Annotated in this window: 19 protein-coding genes; 18 read left to right on the plus strand and 1 reads right to left on the minus strand. The window is 58.3% G+C overall.

What is annotated here, in order from left to right; translation table 11 throughout:
• The first annotated feature begins 680 nt into the window (after window positions 1-680).
• The 6 genes from JNN07_27085 to JNN07_27110 all read left to right on the plus strand — a co-directional run bounded on the left by JNN07_27085 (window position 681) and on the right by JNN07_27110 (window position 4519).
• Window positions 681-1220, plus strand: coding sequence for a hypothetical protein (locus tag JNN07_27085; GenBank protein MBL9171427.1), 540 nt, complete (start codon window positions 681-683; stop codon window positions 1218-1220).
• 146 nt (window positions 1221-1366) lie between these two features.
• On the plus strand, window positions 1367-1918 hold the full coding sequence (locus JNN07_27090; GenBank protein MBL9171428.1) for a hypothetical protein: 552 nt from the start codon (window positions 1367-1369) through the stop codon (window positions 1916-1918).
• Between the two features lie 66 nt (window positions 1919-1984).
• The gene (locus JNN07_27095; GenBank protein ID MBL9171429.1) at window positions 1985-2356 is read left to right on the plus strand and encodes a hypothetical protein; all 372 of its coding nucleotides are present in this window, start codon (window positions 1985-1987) and stop codon (window positions 2354-2356) included.
• Window positions 2357-2469: 113 nt separating this feature from the next.
• A complete protein-coding gene (locus JNN07_27100; protein MBL9171430.1) occupies window positions 2470-2811 on the plus strand; it encodes a hypothetical protein in 342 nt (113 codons plus the stop codon).
• Window positions 2812-2921: 110 nt separating this feature from the next.
• Complete coding sequence (locus JNN07_27105) at window positions 2922-3965, plus strand: HEAT repeat domain-containing protein (protein MBL9171431.1); 1044 nt, start codon at window positions 2922-2924, stop codon at window positions 3963-3965.
• Between the two features lie 92 nt (window positions 3966-4057).
• Window positions 4058-4519: a protein tyrosine phosphatase family protein gene (locus JNN07_27110; GenBank protein MBL9171432.1), complete on the plus strand. Its 462-nt coding sequence runs from the start codon at window positions 4058-4060 to the stop codon at window positions 4517-4519.
• 1107 nt (window positions 4520-5626) lie between these two features.
• Here the strand turns inward: JNN07_27110 and JNN07_27115 are convergent.
• Window positions 5627-5968, minus strand: coding sequence for a hypothetical protein (locus JNN07_27115; protein MBL9171433.1), 342 nt, complete (start codon window positions 5966-5968; stop codon window positions 5627-5629).
• 98 nt (window positions 5969-6066) lie between these two features.
• Between JNN07_27115 and JNN07_27120 the strand changes: the two genes are divergently transcribed.
• From JNN07_27120 to JNN07_27175, 12 genes are all read left to right on the plus strand, one after another.
• A complete protein-coding gene (locus JNN07_27120) occupies window positions 6067-6570 on the plus strand; it encodes a hypothetical protein (GenBank protein ID MBL9171434.1) in 504 nt (167 codons plus the stop codon).
• Window positions 6571-6811: 241 nt separating this feature from the next.
• Complete coding sequence (locus JNN07_27125; GenBank protein MBL9171435.1) at window positions 6812-7261, plus strand: hypothetical protein; 450 nt, start codon at window positions 6812-6814, stop codon at window positions 7259-7261.
• A gap of 9 nt (window positions 7262-7270) precedes the next feature.
• Complete coding sequence (locus tag JNN07_27130) at window positions 7271-7429, plus strand: hypothetical protein (protein ID MBL9171436.1); 159 nt, start codon at window positions 7271-7273, stop codon at window positions 7427-7429.
• A 17-nt stretch (window positions 7430-7446) separates the two neighbouring features.
• Window positions 7447-7734, plus strand: coding sequence for a hypothetical protein (locus JNN07_27135; GenBank protein MBL9171437.1), 288 nt, complete (start codon window positions 7447-7449; stop codon window positions 7732-7734).
• A gap of 57 nt (window positions 7735-7791) precedes the next feature.
• Entirely contained in the window at window positions 7792-8358 is a 567-nt protein-coding gene (locus JNN07_27140) for a hypothetical protein (protein MBL9171438.1), read from the plus strand.
• A gap of 297 nt (window positions 8359-8655) precedes the next feature.
• The gene (locus JNN07_27145; protein MBL9171439.1) at window positions 8656-9069 is read left to right on the plus strand and encodes an ester cyclase; all 414 of its coding nucleotides are present in this window, start codon (window positions 8656-8658) and stop codon (window positions 9067-9069) included.
• A gap of 374 nt (window positions 9070-9443) precedes the next feature.
• Window positions 9444-11114, plus strand: coding sequence for an L-lactate permease (locus JNN07_27150; protein MBL9171440.1), 1671 nt, complete (start codon window positions 9444-9446; stop codon window positions 11112-11114).
• Window positions 11115-11208: 94 nt separating this feature from the next.
• Window positions 11209-11658 carry a hypothetical protein gene (locus tag JNN07_27155; protein MBL9171441.1) on the plus strand — a complete coding sequence of 150 codons (450 nt, stop codon included), beginning with the start codon at window positions 11209-11211 and terminating at the stop codon, window positions 11656-11658.
• 77 nt (window positions 11659-11735) lie between these two features.
• Window positions 11736-12317 (plus strand): thioredoxin family protein, encoded by a 582-nt coding sequence (locus JNN07_27160; GenBank protein MBL9171442.1) that lies wholly within the window; start codon window positions 11736-11738, stop codon window positions 12315-12317.
• Window positions 12318-12330: 13 nt separating this feature from the next.
• Window positions 12331-13275, plus strand: coding sequence for an ROK family protein (locus JNN07_27165; GenBank protein MBL9171443.1), 945 nt, complete (start codon window positions 12331-12333; stop codon window positions 13273-13275).
• 34 nt (window positions 13276-13309) lie between these two features.
• A complete protein-coding gene (locus tag JNN07_27170; protein ID MBL9171444.1) occupies window positions 13310-15640 on the plus strand; it encodes a serine/threonine protein kinase in 2331 nt (776 codons plus the stop codon).
• Between the two features lie 6 nt (window positions 15641-15646).
• The gene (locus tag JNN07_27175) at window positions 15647-16393 is read left to right on the plus strand and encodes a sigma-70 family RNA polymerase sigma factor (GenBank protein ID MBL9171445.1); all 747 of its coding nucleotides are present in this window, start codon (window positions 15647-15649) and stop codon (window positions 16391-16393) included.
• The last annotated feature ends 176 nt before the right edge of the window (window positions 16394-16569 follow it).

Genomic DNA, 16569 nt, shown 5'->3' on the forward strand with positions numbered 1-16569 from the left:
GCCTGTCGCTGCGGGGGCTCTGCTACGACAGATTACCTTTTGAACTGCGAAGCGAATGATCTGGATGACACTCAGGACTCAGAAGCAATCCTCTGACACCCTCCCAGCCGAAGGCCTCCGCGTAGCGGCTTCGTCCAACGAAACTACTCGATCCAACAGCCCTTAGCCTCCGAGTTTTTCACATGAGTATCGTTCCTGCATCCCAGGTTTCGCCCGACTCGGCTCTCGATCGGCGGGCTGTGGCTCAGTGGGAACGTTCGGCGGTGCTACGCGTTCATGTCACCTCTCCAAACTTTCTTGGTTCGCATTCTGCCTCGCCGGTGGGCTGAGAGCATTGAGGCCGACTCTCGCTCGTGTATGATGCGATGTTCATGCGGCCTCGCGCGATCGATCTGGGAGCTGGGCGGTATTCGTTGGAAGGCCGCAGGACGACCACGGACCTTATCTTTCATGAAATGTCCGCAGTGCGATAAGCACTCCTGGCACAAGCTCACTCGCGATGCGCCGGTGACATCCGAGCCGCCCAATACATCACCTTCATGACGCTGCGCCGAACCAGCCACTCGCTCCAACAGCCCTTAGCCTCCGAGTTTTTCACATGATCACGGTTCCCGCATTCCAGTTTTCGTCCGAGTTGGCTCTCGGTCGGCGGTCTGTGGATCAGCGGGTTCGTTAGCCCTATGAAGATCGCCACTCTGTATATCGCATTCCTACTGACCACGGTCGCTTTTCGGATTCACGCCGCTAACGATGCTTGGCCGCCACTCCCCAAGAGTTCGCTCACCATCACCAACCTTGGACCGAGACCGGGGGTCAAAAGTGTGAAGACAGATTCTTCCGAAGTGCGCCGAGATGGTAAGCGAGTCGCTTCCATTACCCGAGTTGACCGCAACGGCGACGGCAAGTTTGAGGAGTTTGTGTTTACTGCATTTGTCGAGAAGCAGCGGGTAGTCGCCATCACGCGCCTCGGTGGCACGAACGAGTCCGCGATGTTCTTCAGCTTCGATGACGTCATGGTTATGACGGACGTTCGGATTCCTGAGACTGATGTTATTGCCTTGGTCATAGTGAGCAAGGAGCACAGTTGCTATGAGATATTTGCACGCCAGCCAGATGGTTATTACTGGCCAGCCGATGAGACACAGAGGAAGGCGGTTGATAGCATGTTCAGAGAGGGCGCTCAGATGATGTCGCCGATAATTGAGAAGTTGAAGCGATGACGCTTAGGGCTACAAGTTCGTCGACGGAACCGCCGCCAGCATCGGGATTTCAGACATGATCACAGTCACTCCATCGGTCCCTTCGTCGACTTCGCTCTTACGACGGCGGTCGGTCACGAATGGTCGCTAGCCGTTTCTCGCCCTCCATGACTTTCGGAGACCCTAAAGACTTCGCGATTGAGGCGTGTCACGAGCCGTCCGGTCCGCAGTGGGGGGGCTTCGGTCGCATGGCGATCGACATTCAGGGAGTTCGACTCGGTGACATCCGCGAGAATCACTGTTCGTTGTTTCACGCGGTGGATCGATTCCGGCAGGTGTATCCCCGTATCGAGAGTTTGTGGGCCGAGTCCTTCGTCGGGCTTTCCGACGCCGAAACCTTCGCTCTCATTGATACCCGTTACACCGGCGAGCCATGTGAGGAGGATTATTCGCCGTGTGACTTCCTCACGAACACCGGAGAGCAGTTTGACGACGCCAAGACGTTCATCATCTCCCGTCCTGACGGTCGCGTCCATATCCTCTACCACCTCAGAGATGGCACGATTGGGTCGGCTTCCTGTTCAGCGAGTTCGTTTCGCGAGGTTGCAGAGGCTTTCGTTCGGTGGTTTGACGAGCAGGTGCGCACGACTGCGCCACCATTTTTCCCCATCAACCCATTTGACCTGAATGAGAGAGTTCCAGACAACCGAAACGGCTAACAAGACGGTCCACGCGAACCCCGACTCGGAGTCGGGGTCGGGGACCTTTGATTGTTAGGTGCTACCATGCGATGCTTCCTGCTCGTTACTTTGATTGCTCTTTGCTCCTGTAGCCCGTCGCCACAGGTTGTGAATAAAGATGAGATTGATGTGGCCATCGCCAAAGCAGATTATCCGGTGGCTAGAACTTTGCTTGGAAAGCCCGAGGCACGTTTTTTGAAAGCGAAGCAGAATTTCCAGCTTGGTATGCGACATGCCGCGACAAGCAGTATGGGCCTAGCCTCACGCGACGCTGTCGAGAGCATTTTCACCGATGAGGTCCTTCGGATCATCATCGTTCTCGACAAGACTGGTGATCGAAAGCAGGCCAGGCAGATTCAAGGCGAAGCACTGGGGTTGTTGAATAGCACAAACATCGCACATGCGATCACTCCTTAAAGCACTTAACGAGGCTACTCCAATGAACGCGCCGACAGTGTCTAGTTTTCAGGGTGAGCGTCCATACCGGCGCGTCCCTGAGCAGCGGCGTTGGGCTGCTAAACCGCGACGCGATGTCCACCTTTGAATACGAGATGACGGATTTGCTCAGCTTGGCTCTGTCGGAGCGCGCAGCAGTCTTGTGCCTTCACGCGGGGAAGCCTCCTGTCCTTACTCTCCACGCCGAGCCGCACACCGTTGAGGGACCAGTCATTACGGCCCAGAATGCAGAGTCCCTCTTGCGCGGTGTGGCAGACTCACGGCAGATCCGGCAGCTTCGTGCAGCTGGACGTATTGAGTTCGTTCACACGTTTCGTGATACAGCGTTCAGGGTTCGAGTCTGTGCCGAGCTTGAGGGCATTCACATCGATTTGCGACGACTGAGGGCCCAACCACTCGAGACCACCAGCCCTTAGCCTCCGAGTTTTTCACATGATTACCTTTCCCGCATCCCTGGTTTCGTCCGAGCTGGTTCTCGACCGGCGGACTGTGGCTCAGCGGGGACGTTGGGCCTAATCGCGTCGCTATGAGAATCCGGAATCGACTCCTCCTGGTTGGGCTGCTCTTGGTGATCGTCTCGATGGGGGTTGTCTGGGCAGTTGTCCGCCCCCGCGATCCAATCTTCCACGGCAAACCAGAGACCCTGTGGATTGAACAGCTCGCCTACAACGACACGGAACAAGTCAAACAATGGCGGGAGTTTGGTCCCGATGGTGTGGGAGTGCTCGTGCGCGCCCTGGAGGGAGCGAGTCGACCGGCGGATCGATTTTACCGAAGCGCTGTCCGGCGCATGTCACAAGTCCTTCCCGGTGGGGTGCTGGGGCTTCTGCCCGCGCCGCGAGAGGATGCAACCCGAATCACACGCATGAAAGTTGTCGATCTCCTTTCCAGTTTGCGGAAGGACGTCCATGCAGCAGTACCAGCGATGGCCCAAGCGCTGAAGGATGAAGACGACTCGGTTCAGGCGCTCGCCATCACGTTCTTCACGAGCACCGAGGATGAAGACGCACTTTTAAACCAACTTCCGGCCCTGCAAAAACGCAAGTTACTACCTGAGTTCATTCGAGCGCTTGGGTCCGTCAGTCATTGGGGCCTGCGGAACAATGCTGCTCTCGCATTAAAATACTTTCCCGACGAGCCGGAAGTGGTGCTTTCTGCTCTGACGAATGCTCTGAACGATCCGATGCCGCAGGTTCGAATTGTGGCAGCAGGATCACTACACCGCGTCGCTCCCGACGCCGCAGCCGCGGACAGAGTCGTTTCGGTTGTCATTGGCATTTTGAGAAATTCAGATGATCAGATTGCTCATCGGGCGGCTGAATTATTGGGAAAGATCGGCAAGGCTTCGGCCCTCACGGTCCCTGCGCTGATCGAGAGTGTTCAGGGCACGAACAGGCTGGTCGCATCAGCGGCGGCGAGTGCCCTCGGCAGCTTTCCGGATCAGGCGGAGAAGATCGTCCCAGTCCTTTTGCACGCCTATCAGAATACCAATGGTGTCGTTTCACGCCGCATGAGCGGTCGTGCGCTTAAGAAGCTTGCCCCTGAGGCGGCGGTCAGCCTGGGGTTATGATGAAAGCAAGTCAAACCGTGCCCAACAGGGCAGTGCAGGCAACGCCGCGGGGCGGCGCGCCTGACGTTTAAACGTTGGACGACGCACCACCTATGAGCGATCCGCAGACCAAGTTATCCGAGATCTACAACTTTCGGGCTATCGGTGACAAGATGGGCACCGCCGGCCAGCCCACGTTGTCGCAACTTCAGGTGGTTCGAGAGAGCGGGTTCGCGGCAGTTATCAATCTTGCACTCCCGACGTCAGACAACGCTATCCCAGATGAAGGGAGCGTCGTTGCCAGCTACGGCATGGTGTATGTTCATATTCCAGTAGATTTCAAAGCTCCCGAGGTACAAGACTTCCGGACGTTCTGTCGTGTGATGGAGGCTTTCGGTGACCGGCCAGTGTTTGTCCACTGCGCCGCCAATATGCGAGTCTCGGCGTTCGTGTTTCTCTACAGAGTTCTCGTTCAGCATGTCGCCGTAGCGGAGGCTGAGCATGATTTGCACGCGATATGGAAACCGGATGCTATCTGGAGTCGTTTCATCCAAATTCAGTTAGGGATAAGATGAGAACACAGCCCAACCAGCCCCATCGAGGACAGTCCCGACCCGCTCTTGGATTTGCCCAGACCGTCATGATCATCTCACCCCCAGTCAGAATTGCCGATCTCGAGCGTCCACACCCACACGTTTGTGAGGCGTGCCCCTCTCCTTCGGTCAGTCTTGCCTTGCATCCTTTTCAGACACGTCTGTGAATATCCAATCATCAGAAGCATGGCGCGACGTAGTAGGTGGCTTCTTAGGTGGTATCATCTCGGCCGGCGCTTCAGCTGCTACCTTTCTGACCTTCATCCCGCTTCCGCCCCCCTTCACGCCTCATGATCATACGAGGGAGGCACTGGTGGCATTAGCGATGGCTACATTTCTCTCCGGCGCCTTTGTGGGCCGGTGCGCGATCAACGCCGATGGGCCGGGAGATTTAGCGTGGACATGGATTGGAATCTATTCAGTTCTTGTCTTTATGTGTATGACGGCAGGACTTTCGCTTACTGAGGCTGCACCTCTGCTGGGAATGGCTTCTGTAGGATTTATGTGCAGCTCCTTGACATTGCTGCAGGTTTCACGCCGCTTCCCACTCCATCGGGGGTGAGCGAGGGCCGAGCCAGATCGTTGACCGAACAACCGCAGCATCGGGTTTTCTCACATGACCCAAGACCCCATAGCTTTCGCATTGACCGTTTTCTTTCGGCGGTGCTCGCTCCCGATTGGTCGTTCGGCCAAGACCCCGACATTCTCATCGCTATGCATCCAACACCCAACACAATGTCTCGCGGTTTCCGCGCTCAAGTTGTCGCTTTATTCGTGCTTTCGCTCTGGCGCATTGCGATTTGCTTTTGGGAGTACGATGTCGGCCCCTTCGTGAGCGCTCCTCGTACGCTGCTTGACCAAGCGCCGTTCTGGGCCCTTGCGAGTTTGTTGGCTGCGATCTACATTTCTCGGCGCCATGGTACTCGGTTAGCGAATCAGCTCTTAGTATTTGGTGCCAGTTTGCTTCTCATCACCGGCGTAGACCTCATCACCTTCAACGGGACAGCTCGAGATAACCTCTACACCGGATCATGGGTGGGAGAGGCGCATGTATCTACCTCAGCGGATTCCCCCTGGACGGACCGGCCATCACTCAGTGTTACGTTCAGCCCCGACCAGCAGGTCGTCTTTGCGATTGGCAGCACTTTCATTCCAATCCATCGAGGTAAGTGGCAACTTGCTTTCGATCCGCTGCGATGCTCTCAGGTGGTCACCTTGCATGGGTTCGGACAAGGGGATTACTGGAACAAGGAGGATCTCCATGTGCGAGGCTCCTTCAAGCTGGGTGATAGGTCTTTTCATCTCTCCGCACAGCTCAGGCACGTCCGCAAGCGCCCGTCCTAACAACCAAACCCGATCGAAGATAACCCCGACAGCCGTTGGATTTACCCAGATCGTCATGACCATTTTAACCGCAGTCAGACTTGCCATCGTGACCTTACAGGTCGGGGTGCTGCATCGGGAGGTCGTTCGCCGGAATATGGTCCTTAGCGGTTCTCTCGCTCGGACTTAAGGTTATGGGCTCTTCCGTGAAAATCGCGATCATCGGGAACTCAGGGTCTGGGAAGACGACGCTCGCGCGTCAACTTGCTGCGCGTTTTTCAGTCCCGATCCTGGACCTTGATCTGGTGTTCTGGCAGCCCGGGGCCCCGGTCGAACGTTCGAGTGCGGAGAGGCTTGCTGATGTGCAGCGCTTCTGTTGCCAGCACGACGCGTGGATCATCGAAGGTTGTTACGCCGACCTCATCGAAGCCTCATTCCCATGGAATCCAGAGTTGATATTCCTAGATCCGGGACGAGAGGTGTGCATCACCAACTGCCAGCGCCGCCCATTGGAACCGCACAAGTATCGAACCAAGCAAGATCAGGATGAGAAACTGCAGTTCCTGCTCAAATGGGTCGCAGACTATTATACTCGGGACGGCCTGATGTCCTTCGCCTCACACCAGGAACTTTTCGAACGATACGGTGGACCCAAGAAACGAACATCGGAACAGGTGGCTTCGTCGTCCCTTCGGGTTCGTTCTCGATAGCGGCCACTCGCATTGTCACATGGATTGACATTGGGCAGCGCTGGCGGTGTCCTTGTCCTCGGTCCTTGAGCAACGGCGTTCGGCTTCTATCTAGTCCATGCCACACACGCGCACCATTGCACGATTAGGTTACTTTCTTGCACTCAGCTCTTGTATCTTGATAGCGTGCTACTTCTGGCTATTTGATCGGAAGGCGCGCCCTTTTTGTCACAAACAGATTCAGAGTGGTTTTGCGATTTGGATGCATGACCGACAGACCAATGCCTTCCCTAATCTCGGGGGACGGAGCCGCGAGTCGATGCTGGCGATTAGTAATGAGTTAGGCGGTTACATCCGATGGGTCGATGACTATAGATATGTGGCTGGCCTCACATCGGATGATCCTGGCGATCTGGTCCTGCTCTATGTGAGTGCAGCCACCCGATGGACTTGGCATGGGCAACGTCCTCCAACAAGGTTTCAGGAGAAGGGATGGATCATTGTGCCGGTAGACTTCAAGTTGTTGGAGCATCGTGATCCGAGGAGGTTACCGCCCGGCGAGTTGAGCGAGCGCGTGCCTGTCCAAGAGTTCGCACAGCGCTTACGAAAGACTTTGGACTTTCTGAAAACAAACCAGAGACCGAATTGGAGGACGGTTGTAGCAGAGCACGAGCGCTTACTGGAGTCACTAGGATCGCCTCCCGGCCTCTGATCCTGACGCATGAGCTCAACCAGCCCGATCGAGGACAACCTCAAACAGCCTCCGGAATTTTACGACGCTGCGACCTCTGGCGATATGGATACGGTCCGCCAAATGATTGCCAACGATCCAGCGGTAGTTCGCTCCAAGATCGAGTTGGAGTTTACCGCGCTGACCTAGACGAACACACCAGCGCGATGCCAGGAAGTTTCATTGGAGAATTGATTCTCCAGCCCATCTTTGAGCTGCTGTTCCACGTTGTAGCGTACTACGTGGGGCGTCTGGTTGTGCCAGTCCTGTCGCTTGGCCGTTGGAAGTGCGATCCGATGACACGAGAGGTGCCGAAGAACAAGCAACGATGGGGTGGTCTTTACCACCTGCGTGGTCAGCAGGTCTACTTGACTGCCGAGGCTACGTCGATCGTTGGATTGGTGTCGTCGGGTCTCGTCATCGGGCTGGCACTATGGTGGCGTTCCAGCACTTGAGTAAACGATGGTCCAAAAATGTTGCTACGGTTGTGCTGCTTCACTTTCGGTGGCCCTATGCGTAAGCGAGTCATGCGATTTCTGATGATCGGAGTGGCTCTGCTGCTTGCCGCAATTGTTTCCTCGATTCGGCCGACCGAGCCGCTGTACCAGGATCAAACGGTTTCGTTTTGGTTAGCTGCCCTCGACCGTCCTGAGGACCGCGTAGCTGCTCTGGCGGCTCTTGACTCGATTGGATCCCAGGCTATTCCAACCTTGTTGGGCCACTTGGGTCAGCGCCAATCACGCATCCGCAGTGGTTTGCTCCGGTTGGCCCCGCGCGTCCTATTCGTTCAGCGGGCTTTTGGCGCTGACCGCTCGGCCAGTGTCCGAAAGCAGGCGGTGCTAGGGTTCGAGCGCTTAGGCCCGCGGGCCAACTCGGCGATACCCCAGTTACTCCGCTTTACCAACGATGCGGACGAAGGTGTCCGTAACGATGCCTGGCGCGCGCTGGCGGGAGTAGTCGGCGATGGCATAGACCGCTACCTGACCACCACTCGGCTAGCGCCCGGGTCTGAGGTTAGCACCGAGCCGCTGACGAAAGTTGGCACTGAGGTGACGCCCAACAGCCAAGCGATTGAGTGAACGGCTTTCAACGATCGCCTCCTCGATGGTTACGGCGATCTAGGCTATGACGAGATTGAGCTTATCTCGCCTGATCTCTTCGAGCATCGTATGCTTTTCTCTTCTGGTACTGAGCTGCAGATTCAATTCGCTGGCTTTTCACTTGATTATGAGAACGCTCCGGCGAGGAAGCCCACTCGACGCACCCGATCTTAACCCTCCGGAGGTAACGCCATCCGCATTACCTTCCAGGGCTCATTCCTCATTCGGTAGCTCACTACTCCTAGGGCCATCAGTCCACCAGCGCTTCCTGAATTTATGCACAACAACAGCACGATTGTCCGTCGGTTCATCCAAGACGTCTTGAACGAGGGTAAGGTCGACGCCGCGGGCGAGTTCTTTTGGGATGATATGGTAGAACAAGTACCTCTCCCGGGGCAGGGACCGGGCCTCGCCGGCTTGAAGGATGTCCTGCGTGGACTCCGAGCCGCGTTTCCGGACATGCATTGGAGCGTCGAGGAACAGATCGCGGAGGGGGACAAGGTGGTGACGCGGTTCGAATGGACGGGCACTCATCGCGGTGAGTTCCTGGGCGTTGGCGCCACAGGAAGGCCGGTCAGGGTGTGGGGCGTGGTCATCGATCGCCTGGAGGCAGGTAAAATCAAGGACACCCGAATCATCATGGATACGATGGGCTTGATGGTTCAGCTCGGCGTCTTACCGCCTGGATGACCCGGAGTGGGGCGCATCGGGGGACGTTCCTTGGTCCAAGGTCAGCGAGACTGGGGTACACCCTACCCAGCGATGCCACCTGCCTGTGAGGCTTGCGTCATACGACTCAAGAAACCTTATCAGTTCGTAGGTCCATTGGCCGACGGGTGGCACGCCTTTCAGGGTGCTGTTTGATTGGGGGGCGACAGACCGGGGGTGTCGCTGCGCTCCACGCCCCGGCTAATCTCTTTGAACCCTGCGGGTTCTCCGCCGTGGATAGAGGAGCTCATTCGGAGAAATGAGGGTCTCCGACAACTTGTTTACCCCCCAGCTGCCGGGCAACGCTAGAGGGGGCTTGATCTGGGGCAGGGGAAGTAGGCAGTCTCGGGCACCCCATGAATCCAGAGCTCTGGCTGCAAAATTATGACCCGCTCGGTGCCGCCTGGTTATCCACCCTCGTTGCAGCCATCCCCGTTGTCCTCCTCCTCCTGTGCATCGGGGTGTTCCATGTTCGTATTCACTGGGCTGCCGTGATCGGCCTGGTCGCCGCGATGGGGGTTGCACTCCTCGCGTATGGCATGCCGGCTCCTATGGCTGGGCTCACCGCTCTCTATGGCGGTGCTTACGGGCTGTTTCCAATCGGATGGATCATTCTTAACGTCATCTTCCTGCATCAGTTGACGGTTGACCGAGGCTTGTTCGCAGTGCTCCGCAATAGCTTGGCTAAGATCGCGCCCGACGCTCGCGTTCAGCTGATCCTCATCGCGTTCGCCTTCGGTGCTTTCATTGAAGGCGTGGCAGGGTTCGGCGCGCCGGTGGCGATCACCGGGGCCATCTTGATCCAGCTCGGGTTTAAGCCCCTGCACGCCTCCGGTCTGGCCCTGATTGCCAACACCGCGCCCGTCGCCTTCGGATCGCTCGGCATCCCCCTCACGACCTTGAGCCAGGTGACGGGAATGGATGTTTACAAGCTGTCCGCAATGGTCGGCCGGCAGTTGCCCTTCTTCTCCTTCATCGTTCCTTTCTGGGTCGTCATGGCCTTTGTGGGCTGGCGTCGCGCCTGGGAGGTGTGGCCGGCTGCCGCGGTGGCCGGGCTGGCCTTTGCCGTCCCCCAATTCCTGGTGTCCAACTATCACGGTCCGTATCTGGTCGATATCATCTCGGGAGCCTGCTCCATTGGAGCCACCGCCTTGCTGCTCCGATTTTGGCAGCCCCGACAGCTTTATCGGTTGGAACCGGGGACCGAGGCGGCACTCGCCACCGAGGAGGGGCAAGGGGCCGTGGTGGAGAAATCCAAGGCGCCTTCGGTGACCATGGCTTGGATGCCCTGGATGGTTCTGACGGCATTCATCTTGGTGTGGGGCACGCCGGCCGTGAAGCAGCGCTTGGATACGTGGTTTCCGCTGAAGGTTCAGGTTCCGGGTCTGCATGGCCAGATCCAACGCGTTCCACCGGTCGCTCCCGATTCCGCCAAGCCCGAGGCCGCGGAGTTTAAGTTGAACCTGCTCTCCGCTACCGGCACCGCGATCCTGCTCTCGGCCATCGTGGCGGGGTTGGCGATGGGCTGCTCGGTATCCCAGCTCGGGCGAACCTGGATCCAGACCGTATGGAAGGTTCGCTACTCTCTGATTACCATTGCGTGCATGTTGGCCCTGGGGAATGTAACCAAGTATTCCGGGGCCGATGCCACCCTGGGATTGGTGTTGGCGAAGACCGGATACTGGTATCCCTTTTTTGGAACTCTGCTGGGATGGTTGGGGGTGGCGCTGACCGGTTCCGACACCGCTTCCAATGTCCTGTTTGGGAGCCTTCAGCAGATCACCGCCCAGCAGACCGGCATCAGCCCCTACCTCATGGGAGCGGCGAATAGTTCGGGCGGTGTGATGGGAAAAATGATCGATGCCCAGAGCATTGTAGTGGCCAGCACCGCGACCCGCTACTTTGGGAAGGAGGGGGAAATTCTGCGTTACGTGTTCTGGCACAGCGTGATACTCGCATGTCTCCTGGGAGTTTTTGTCTTCCTCCAGGCCCGGGTAGCTCCGTTTACCGAGATGGTAATTCATTAGATTTTTTCTTTGAACGGATGAGCAATTTTTGCGTCTAATCCGCTAGAGCGCAGGCCATTCGTCAAACAACCCTGTGCCGAGCAACGAAGAATCTATGAAAAAACTGTTTGTTTCTGTGTCTGCGATCGTGATGGCCGTGACTCTCACTGCTACGGCCGGAGACTGCGACAAGGCCAAGACGGCCGGCAAGACGGCTTGCTGCGACAAGGCGAAGACCGCTGCCAAAGCGTCGACCTGTGACAAGGCTCAGACGGCAGGCAAGGCCTCCACCTGTGACAAGGCTCAGACCGCTGCCAAGGCGTCTACCTGCGATAAGGCCCAGACGGCTGCCAAGGCTGCCTGCTGCGACAAAGCTAAGACTGCCGCCAAGGCAGCTTGCTGTGACAAGGCGAAGACTGCTGCTAAGAGCGACTGCTCTGCTCAGACCGCCGCCAAGAGCGATTGCAGCGGCAAGACCGCCTGCAGCGCTTCCAAGACTGCCGCTGCCAAGCGTTCCACCCAGTTCACTTCCAAGGGTGGCGCGTTGCTGATCAGCAGCCTCTAATATCAATTCCTCTCTCTCGCGAACCCCCTTCACCTTCCAGGTGACAGGGGGTTCTTTTTTACCCTAGAATCACCGCGATGGCTTTGACTCCCTCAACCATGCTCCCGCTGGGAACTGCAGTTCCCGCTTTCCGGCTTCCCGATGTCGTTTCGGGCCAGATCGTTTCGACCTCTGATTTCGAATCAGCGCCAGTGCTGGTGGTGATGTTTCTCTGCAATCATTGCCCCTACGTGGTTCACGTGCGTTCGGCTCTCGCCGACCTGGCCCGCCACTACCAAACCCAAGCCGTAGCGTTCGTGGGGATCAACAGCAACGATGTACAAAAATATCCGGCCGACAGTCCGGAGCGCATGAAATCGGAGGCGTTGGCTGCGGGGTACACGTTCCCGTATCTCTTCGATGAAACTCAAGCGACTGCCAAAGCCTTCCGTGCGGCGTGCACCCCCGATTTTTTTGTTTTCGACCGGCAGCGTTGTCTGGTGTATCGCGGTCAGTTGGATGCCAGTCGTCCGGGGAATGGGTTGCCCGTGACCGGCGTGGACCTGCGCGCGGCGATCGATGCCGTCCTAGCAGGCCGGCCGGTTTCGAACACTCAAAAGCCCAGCATGGGATGCAACATCAAGTGGAAATCGGGACAGGCACCGGACTACTTTAACTAACCTACGAGGGAGAATGGGGACTTCAGTCATTGCCATCGAAATTGGCGGAACGAAACTGCAGGTCGTGAGAGGCACTCCGAACGGAGTGATCCTGGATCGCCGCCGCTTCAGCGTGGATCCCGAGGCGGGGGCCGAGGGAATTCGCCGACACATTGCGACGGCGGTTCCGGAATTGCTCGGTGCGGGAGAGGTGGCGGCGATCGGGGTAGGCTTCGGCGGACCGGTGGACTTTCAAACCGGAAGCATCGCCTGCTCGCATCAGGTCAAAGGCTGGTCGGGGTTTGCCATGGCCGACTGGCTGAAGGGGCTGAGTGGACTGCCGGTAGCCGTCGACAACGATGCCAACGTCGCGACGCTGGGAGAAGCGATCATGGGAGCTGGGCGTGGAGCCAATCCGGTGTTTTATGTCACGCTCGGCAGTGGAGTGGGCGGTGGATTGGTCGTGAATGGAGCCATTTACCACGGACAGAAGCCGGGGGAGTCCGAGATTGGGCACCTGCGTCTGGATCGGACGGGAACCATCGTGGAGCAGCGCTGTTCGGGGTGGGCGACGGATCGAAAAGTGAGGGCCGCGATTACCCAGGATCCAACCGGTCTATTAGCGCGGTTGGCGGCGGGTCATTCCCGCGGAGAAGCGCGATTTCTGGGTGAAGCGCTGTCGCAGCAGGACGCGGCGGCGGTGGGCATTTTGAATGAGACGGCGGGAGATTTGGCCCTGGCGCTTTCGCACGTGACGCATTTGTTCCATCCGGAAGTCATCGTGCTCGGTGGTGGGCTTTCGCTACTGGGGGCTCCGCTCCGTGATGCCGTTGCGGCTGCGCTGCCCGGCTTCGTGATGGAGGCGTTCCACCCGGGGCCACGGGTGACCCTGGCCGGTCTGGCCGAGGATGCGGTGCCGGTGGGAGGCTTGCTCCTGGCGGCTGGGCTGGTAAAACCCCGGGCATCACTTTCTTTGTAACCTCGGGGCGCGCTTGTCTCAGGAAGACGGTGCTATGAGCAAAACCGTCACATCAACTCAATGTCCGAAATGCGCCGGGGCAATCCCGGCGGAAGCGCCTCAAGGTCTCTGTCCTAAGTGTGTTCTGCGCGGGGCAGCAGAGGCCGTCGATTCCCACTCGTCCGCGACCGGCACTGCGGAAATCCCATCGTTCGAACGCCTGGCGGCGGCGTTTCCTCACCTGGAGATTCTGGAACTCATCGGTCGCGGCGGAATGGGATTTGTCTTTAAGGCCCGTCAAGCGCACCTGGATCGCCTGGTCGCCTTGAAACTGCTGCCTGACCAGCTGGCTCGCAACCCGCAGTTCACCGAGCGCTTCCATCGCGAAGGGCGCGTGCTGGCGCGACTCCACCACCCCAATATCGTGGCGGTTTACGATTTTGGTCAGAGTGGCGGATTCTACTACCTGCTGATGGAGTATGTTGACGGGGCCAACTTACGTCAGGCCATGCAGGCTGGACGCTTTTCTCCGGCGGAGGCGCTGGCCCTCGTGCCAAAGGTTTGCGCTGCGCTGCAGTATGCGCACGAGCAGGGAATTTTGCATCGCGACATCAAACCGGAAAACATCCTGCTCGATGCGAATGGCCAGGTGAAGATCGCGGATTTCGGCATTGCCAAGCTGGTCGACTCAGATCCCGCCCAGGTGACCTTGACCAACACTGGCGCCGCTCTCGGAACCCCCCACTACATGGCCCCGGAACAGTTGGAGAAACCCGGCTCGGTGGATCATCGGGCCGATCTCTATTCGTTGGGGGTGGTGTTTTACGAGATGCTTACCGGCGAGTTGCCGATTGGCCGCTTTGCCGCTCCCTCGGCCAAGACCCCGATGCACGAGAAGGTGGACGACGTTGTTTTCCGGACGTTGGCCAAGGATCGCGAACTCCGCTTCCAGACCGCGAACGAGATGAAGGCGGGGGTGGAGGGATTGGGTACGGGCGCCGTCACGGATTCCGAGAGGCGGGGCAGGGCAACAGAGTTTGGAGGCGCGGGGGCCAGCTTTATCGAGTCACTGCGCGGGCATTCCTGGTGGGTGTTGGCTGGTGCCGCTGGAGTGACCCTCAGTTTGTTGGGGCCGCTCACCATGGTTGTTTCCCTGCTGACGGGTCAGAGCGATCTGGGGCCGTCGGGATTTTGGACGGCCTTAAGCTCCATCGGATTCCCGGCGCTGGGTGGAACCATCATGGGCTGGTTGGGGCTTGATCGGATTCGAGAGGAACGTGGCCCCGAGCGAAGTTTGGGTTTGGCGCTGTATGCCGCACTCACGTGGCCATTTCTGATTGGCTTGGCGTTGAGCATCGGCCTGCCCCTCCGACTCGTTCAACCCGAAACGACCGCGGTGCTTCTGTGGATGGAGCGTTTGCTGGTGCTTCTGTTGCCCGTGGGCACGGTGGCGCTGTTCCTCTGGCTCGTACGCCGCCTCACCCGTTGGGTTCAAACCGGCCATGCTGCGAAGTTTCATCGGGTCATTGGACTAACCGTCGTCGGCGCCGTTTTGGTTCTGCTGGCTTTCCTCTCGACGATCGATCCCGCTTCGCCCCCATCGGAGGTCCCCGCATCTGGGGGAGTTGCGCGGTCACCGGTATCGGTGCCGCCGCCCTGGCTACCCATAAAGGATCGGTTGACTTCGCCCGACCTGGATGCCGTTCGCCAGCAGGCGGCCAACCTCACCGGCAGCGGTGAGTATGCCCAGGCATTGGAGCGGGTGCTCTGGTATCACACCAACGCGCTGAGTATCGAGCCGGCTCAGGTCGGTGTGCGCTTATCCTTTGCTCTGTCGCAGTGGGAGCAATTGGCTCGCTTCCATCCCGAGGCCAAGGCGGCTCTCATCGCAACTCGTGACCGCGGCGTGGCGGCGTTCCGGAACGGCGGCGGGCACTTCAGTCTCTTCCAGGAGGTGGCCGCGCTGAACGAGGTTCTGAATGATCGAAAAGCCACCGGCCTGCTTTTCCAGGAATTGGACGCTCAGGACCCGAAGCTCGCTCAGCAATGCTATCGGGTGGTCGAGGAGTTGTTGGTCGAGTTGGGAGAGTATGCCCTCAGCGTCAAATACCTGGGCGACGCGCAGCAACGCTTTGACCATGCGCGTGGAGTCTGGCAACGCGGAATGGGGATGATGGATCGCACTCCTGAGGAGAATCGTTCTCCGCTGGCGAGCCGGCTGCGGGCCGACTTCCTGACGACCACCCGTAGGCTGATCGATATTCTGGTGGGAGCCGGGCGCAAGGAGCAGGCGATCTCGATTCAAAAACAAGCCCTAGCCGTGCTGAAGGCCGAAGAGTTGCAAACGGCAGTTGAGGACGCCGAGTTGAGAATGGAGCAGCCCTAAATCTCCATGTCCCTGAACTCTACTCCAGCCCCCCAGGGAAACTCGCCTTTCGCGCCTACGCGGTGGACTCTTGTCCTCCGGGCGCAAGGGGAAACCCCTGAGGCGAAGGTCGCATTGGCGGAGCTTTGCGAAGCCTACTATCAGCCGGTCTATCGATTTCTGTTGAGTGAGGGACGCGAGGCCGATGCGGCCCGCGAACTCAGTCAGGAGTTCTTCGCTAGTATTCTAGGGAAGGATGGCTTTGGGGCGGCGGATCCCGAGCGGGGCCGGTTTCGCTCCTACCTGATCGGCACCCTGAAACACTTTCTGTCGGATCAGCGCAAACGCGAGCGCCGGCTGAAACGGGGGGGAGGCGCACTCCCTGAATCACTGGACGCAGATCCGGTGGAGGGGGAGGGGCTCCCGCTTCAGATCGAGGACCCTTCGGTGGCGCATCCCGAGGTGATCTTCGATCGGCAATGGGCCATGGCTGTGATGGCGCAGGGCCTCAGCGAGCTGCAGAGGGATTATGCGACCCAAGGCAAAGCCGACCAGTTCGAGCTGCTCAAACCTTGGCTGATGGGGGAGATCCCATCGCTGTCGCAAGCGGAGACGGGCCAGCGGTTAGGGATGAGTGAGGGTGCTGTGAAAGTCGTGATCCATCGGCTGCGTAAGCGCTTTCGGGAAGCGGTTCGATCCAAGATTGCCCAGACATTGTCCAACGATTCGATGGTCGATGACGAACTACGGCATCTGATTGAGGCGTTGGTGTGATTCTAAAGAGTGATGAGTGACGAGTGATGAGTGACCAGTAGTGTCCGGTTAAGCGATTCGTCAGCGTGAGAATGATGCTGCAAACATTGAGTCCCGTTGAGGTTTAAAGTTTTGACGATTTGAATTTCGTTGAGGTTTTTCGGCGCTTTCCTTCTGGACTTCTCCGCGGAAGTGTG

The organism is Verrucomicrobiales bacterium (assembly GCA_016793885.1).
Lineage (GTDB): Bacteria > Verrucomicrobiota > Verrucomicrobiia > Limisphaerales > UBA11320 > UBA11320.

Excerpts from the sequence above, each read along its gene's own strand:
- JNN07_27085 (MBL9171427.1), top strand. The coding sequence starts at position 681 with ATGAAGATCGCCACTCTGTATATCGCATTCCTACTGACCACGGTCGCT.
- JNN07_27090 (MBL9171428.1), top strand. The coding sequence starts at position 1,367 with ATGACTTTCGGAGACCCTAAAGACTTCGCGATTGAGGCGTGTCACGAG.
- JNN07_27095 (MBL9171429.1), top strand. The coding sequence starts at position 1,985 with ATGCGATGCTTCCTGCTCGTTACTTTGATTGCTCTTTGCTCCTGTAGC.
- JNN07_27100 (MBL9171430.1), top strand. The coding sequence starts at position 2,470 with ATGTCCACCTTTGAATACGAGATGACGGATTTGCTCAGCTTGGCTCTG.
- JNN07_27105 (MBL9171431.1), top strand. The coding sequence starts at position 2,922 with ATGAGAATCCGGAATCGACTCCTCCTGGTTGGGCTGCTCTTGGTGATC.
- JNN07_27110 (MBL9171432.1), top strand. The coding sequence starts at position 4,058 with ATGAGCGATCCGCAGACCAAGTTATCCGAGATCTACAACTTTCGGGCT.
- JNN07_27115 (MBL9171433.1), bottom strand. The coding sequence starts at position 5,968 with ATGGCAAGTCTGACTGCGGTTAAAATGGTCATGACGATCTGGGTAAAT.
- JNN07_27125 (MBL9171435.1), top strand. The coding sequence starts at position 6,812 with ATGCATGACCGACAGACCAATGCCTTCCCTAATCTCGGGGGACGGAGC.
- JNN07_27130 (MBL9171436.1), top strand. The coding sequence starts at position 7,271 with ATGAGCTCAACCAGCCCGATCGAGGACAACCTCAAACAGCCTCCGGAA.
- JNN07_27135 (MBL9171437.1), top strand. The coding sequence starts at position 7,447 with ATGCCAGGAAGTTTCATTGGAGAATTGATTCTCCAGCCCATCTTTGAG.
- JNN07_27140 (MBL9171438.1), top strand. The coding sequence starts at position 7,792 with ATGCGTAAGCGAGTCATGCGATTTCTGATGATCGGAGTGGCTCTGCTG.
- JNN07_27145 (MBL9171439.1), top strand. The coding sequence starts at position 8,656 with ATGCACAACAACAGCACGATTGTCCGTCGGTTCATCCAAGACGTCTTG.
- JNN07_27150 (MBL9171440.1), top strand. The coding sequence starts at position 9,444 with ATGAATCCAGAGCTCTGGCTGCAAAATTATGACCCGCTCGGTGCCGCC.
- JNN07_27155 (MBL9171441.1), top strand. The coding sequence starts at position 11,209 with ATGAAAAAACTGTTTGTTTCTGTGTCTGCGATCGTGATGGCCGTGACT.
- JNN07_27160 (MBL9171442.1), top strand. The coding sequence starts at position 11,736 with ATGGCTTTGACTCCCTCAACCATGCTCCCGCTGGGAACTGCAGTTCCC.
- JNN07_27165 (MBL9171443.1), top strand. The coding sequence starts at position 12,331 with ATGGGGACTTCAGTCATTGCCATCGAAATTGGCGGAACGAAACTGCAG.
- JNN07_27170 (MBL9171444.1), top strand. The coding sequence starts at position 13,310 with ATGAGCAAAACCGTCACATCAACTCAATGTCCGAAATGCGCCGGGGCA.
- JNN07_27175 (MBL9171445.1), top strand. The coding sequence starts at position 15,647 with ATGTCCCTGAACTCTACTCCAGCCCCCCAGGGAAACTCGCCTTTCGCG.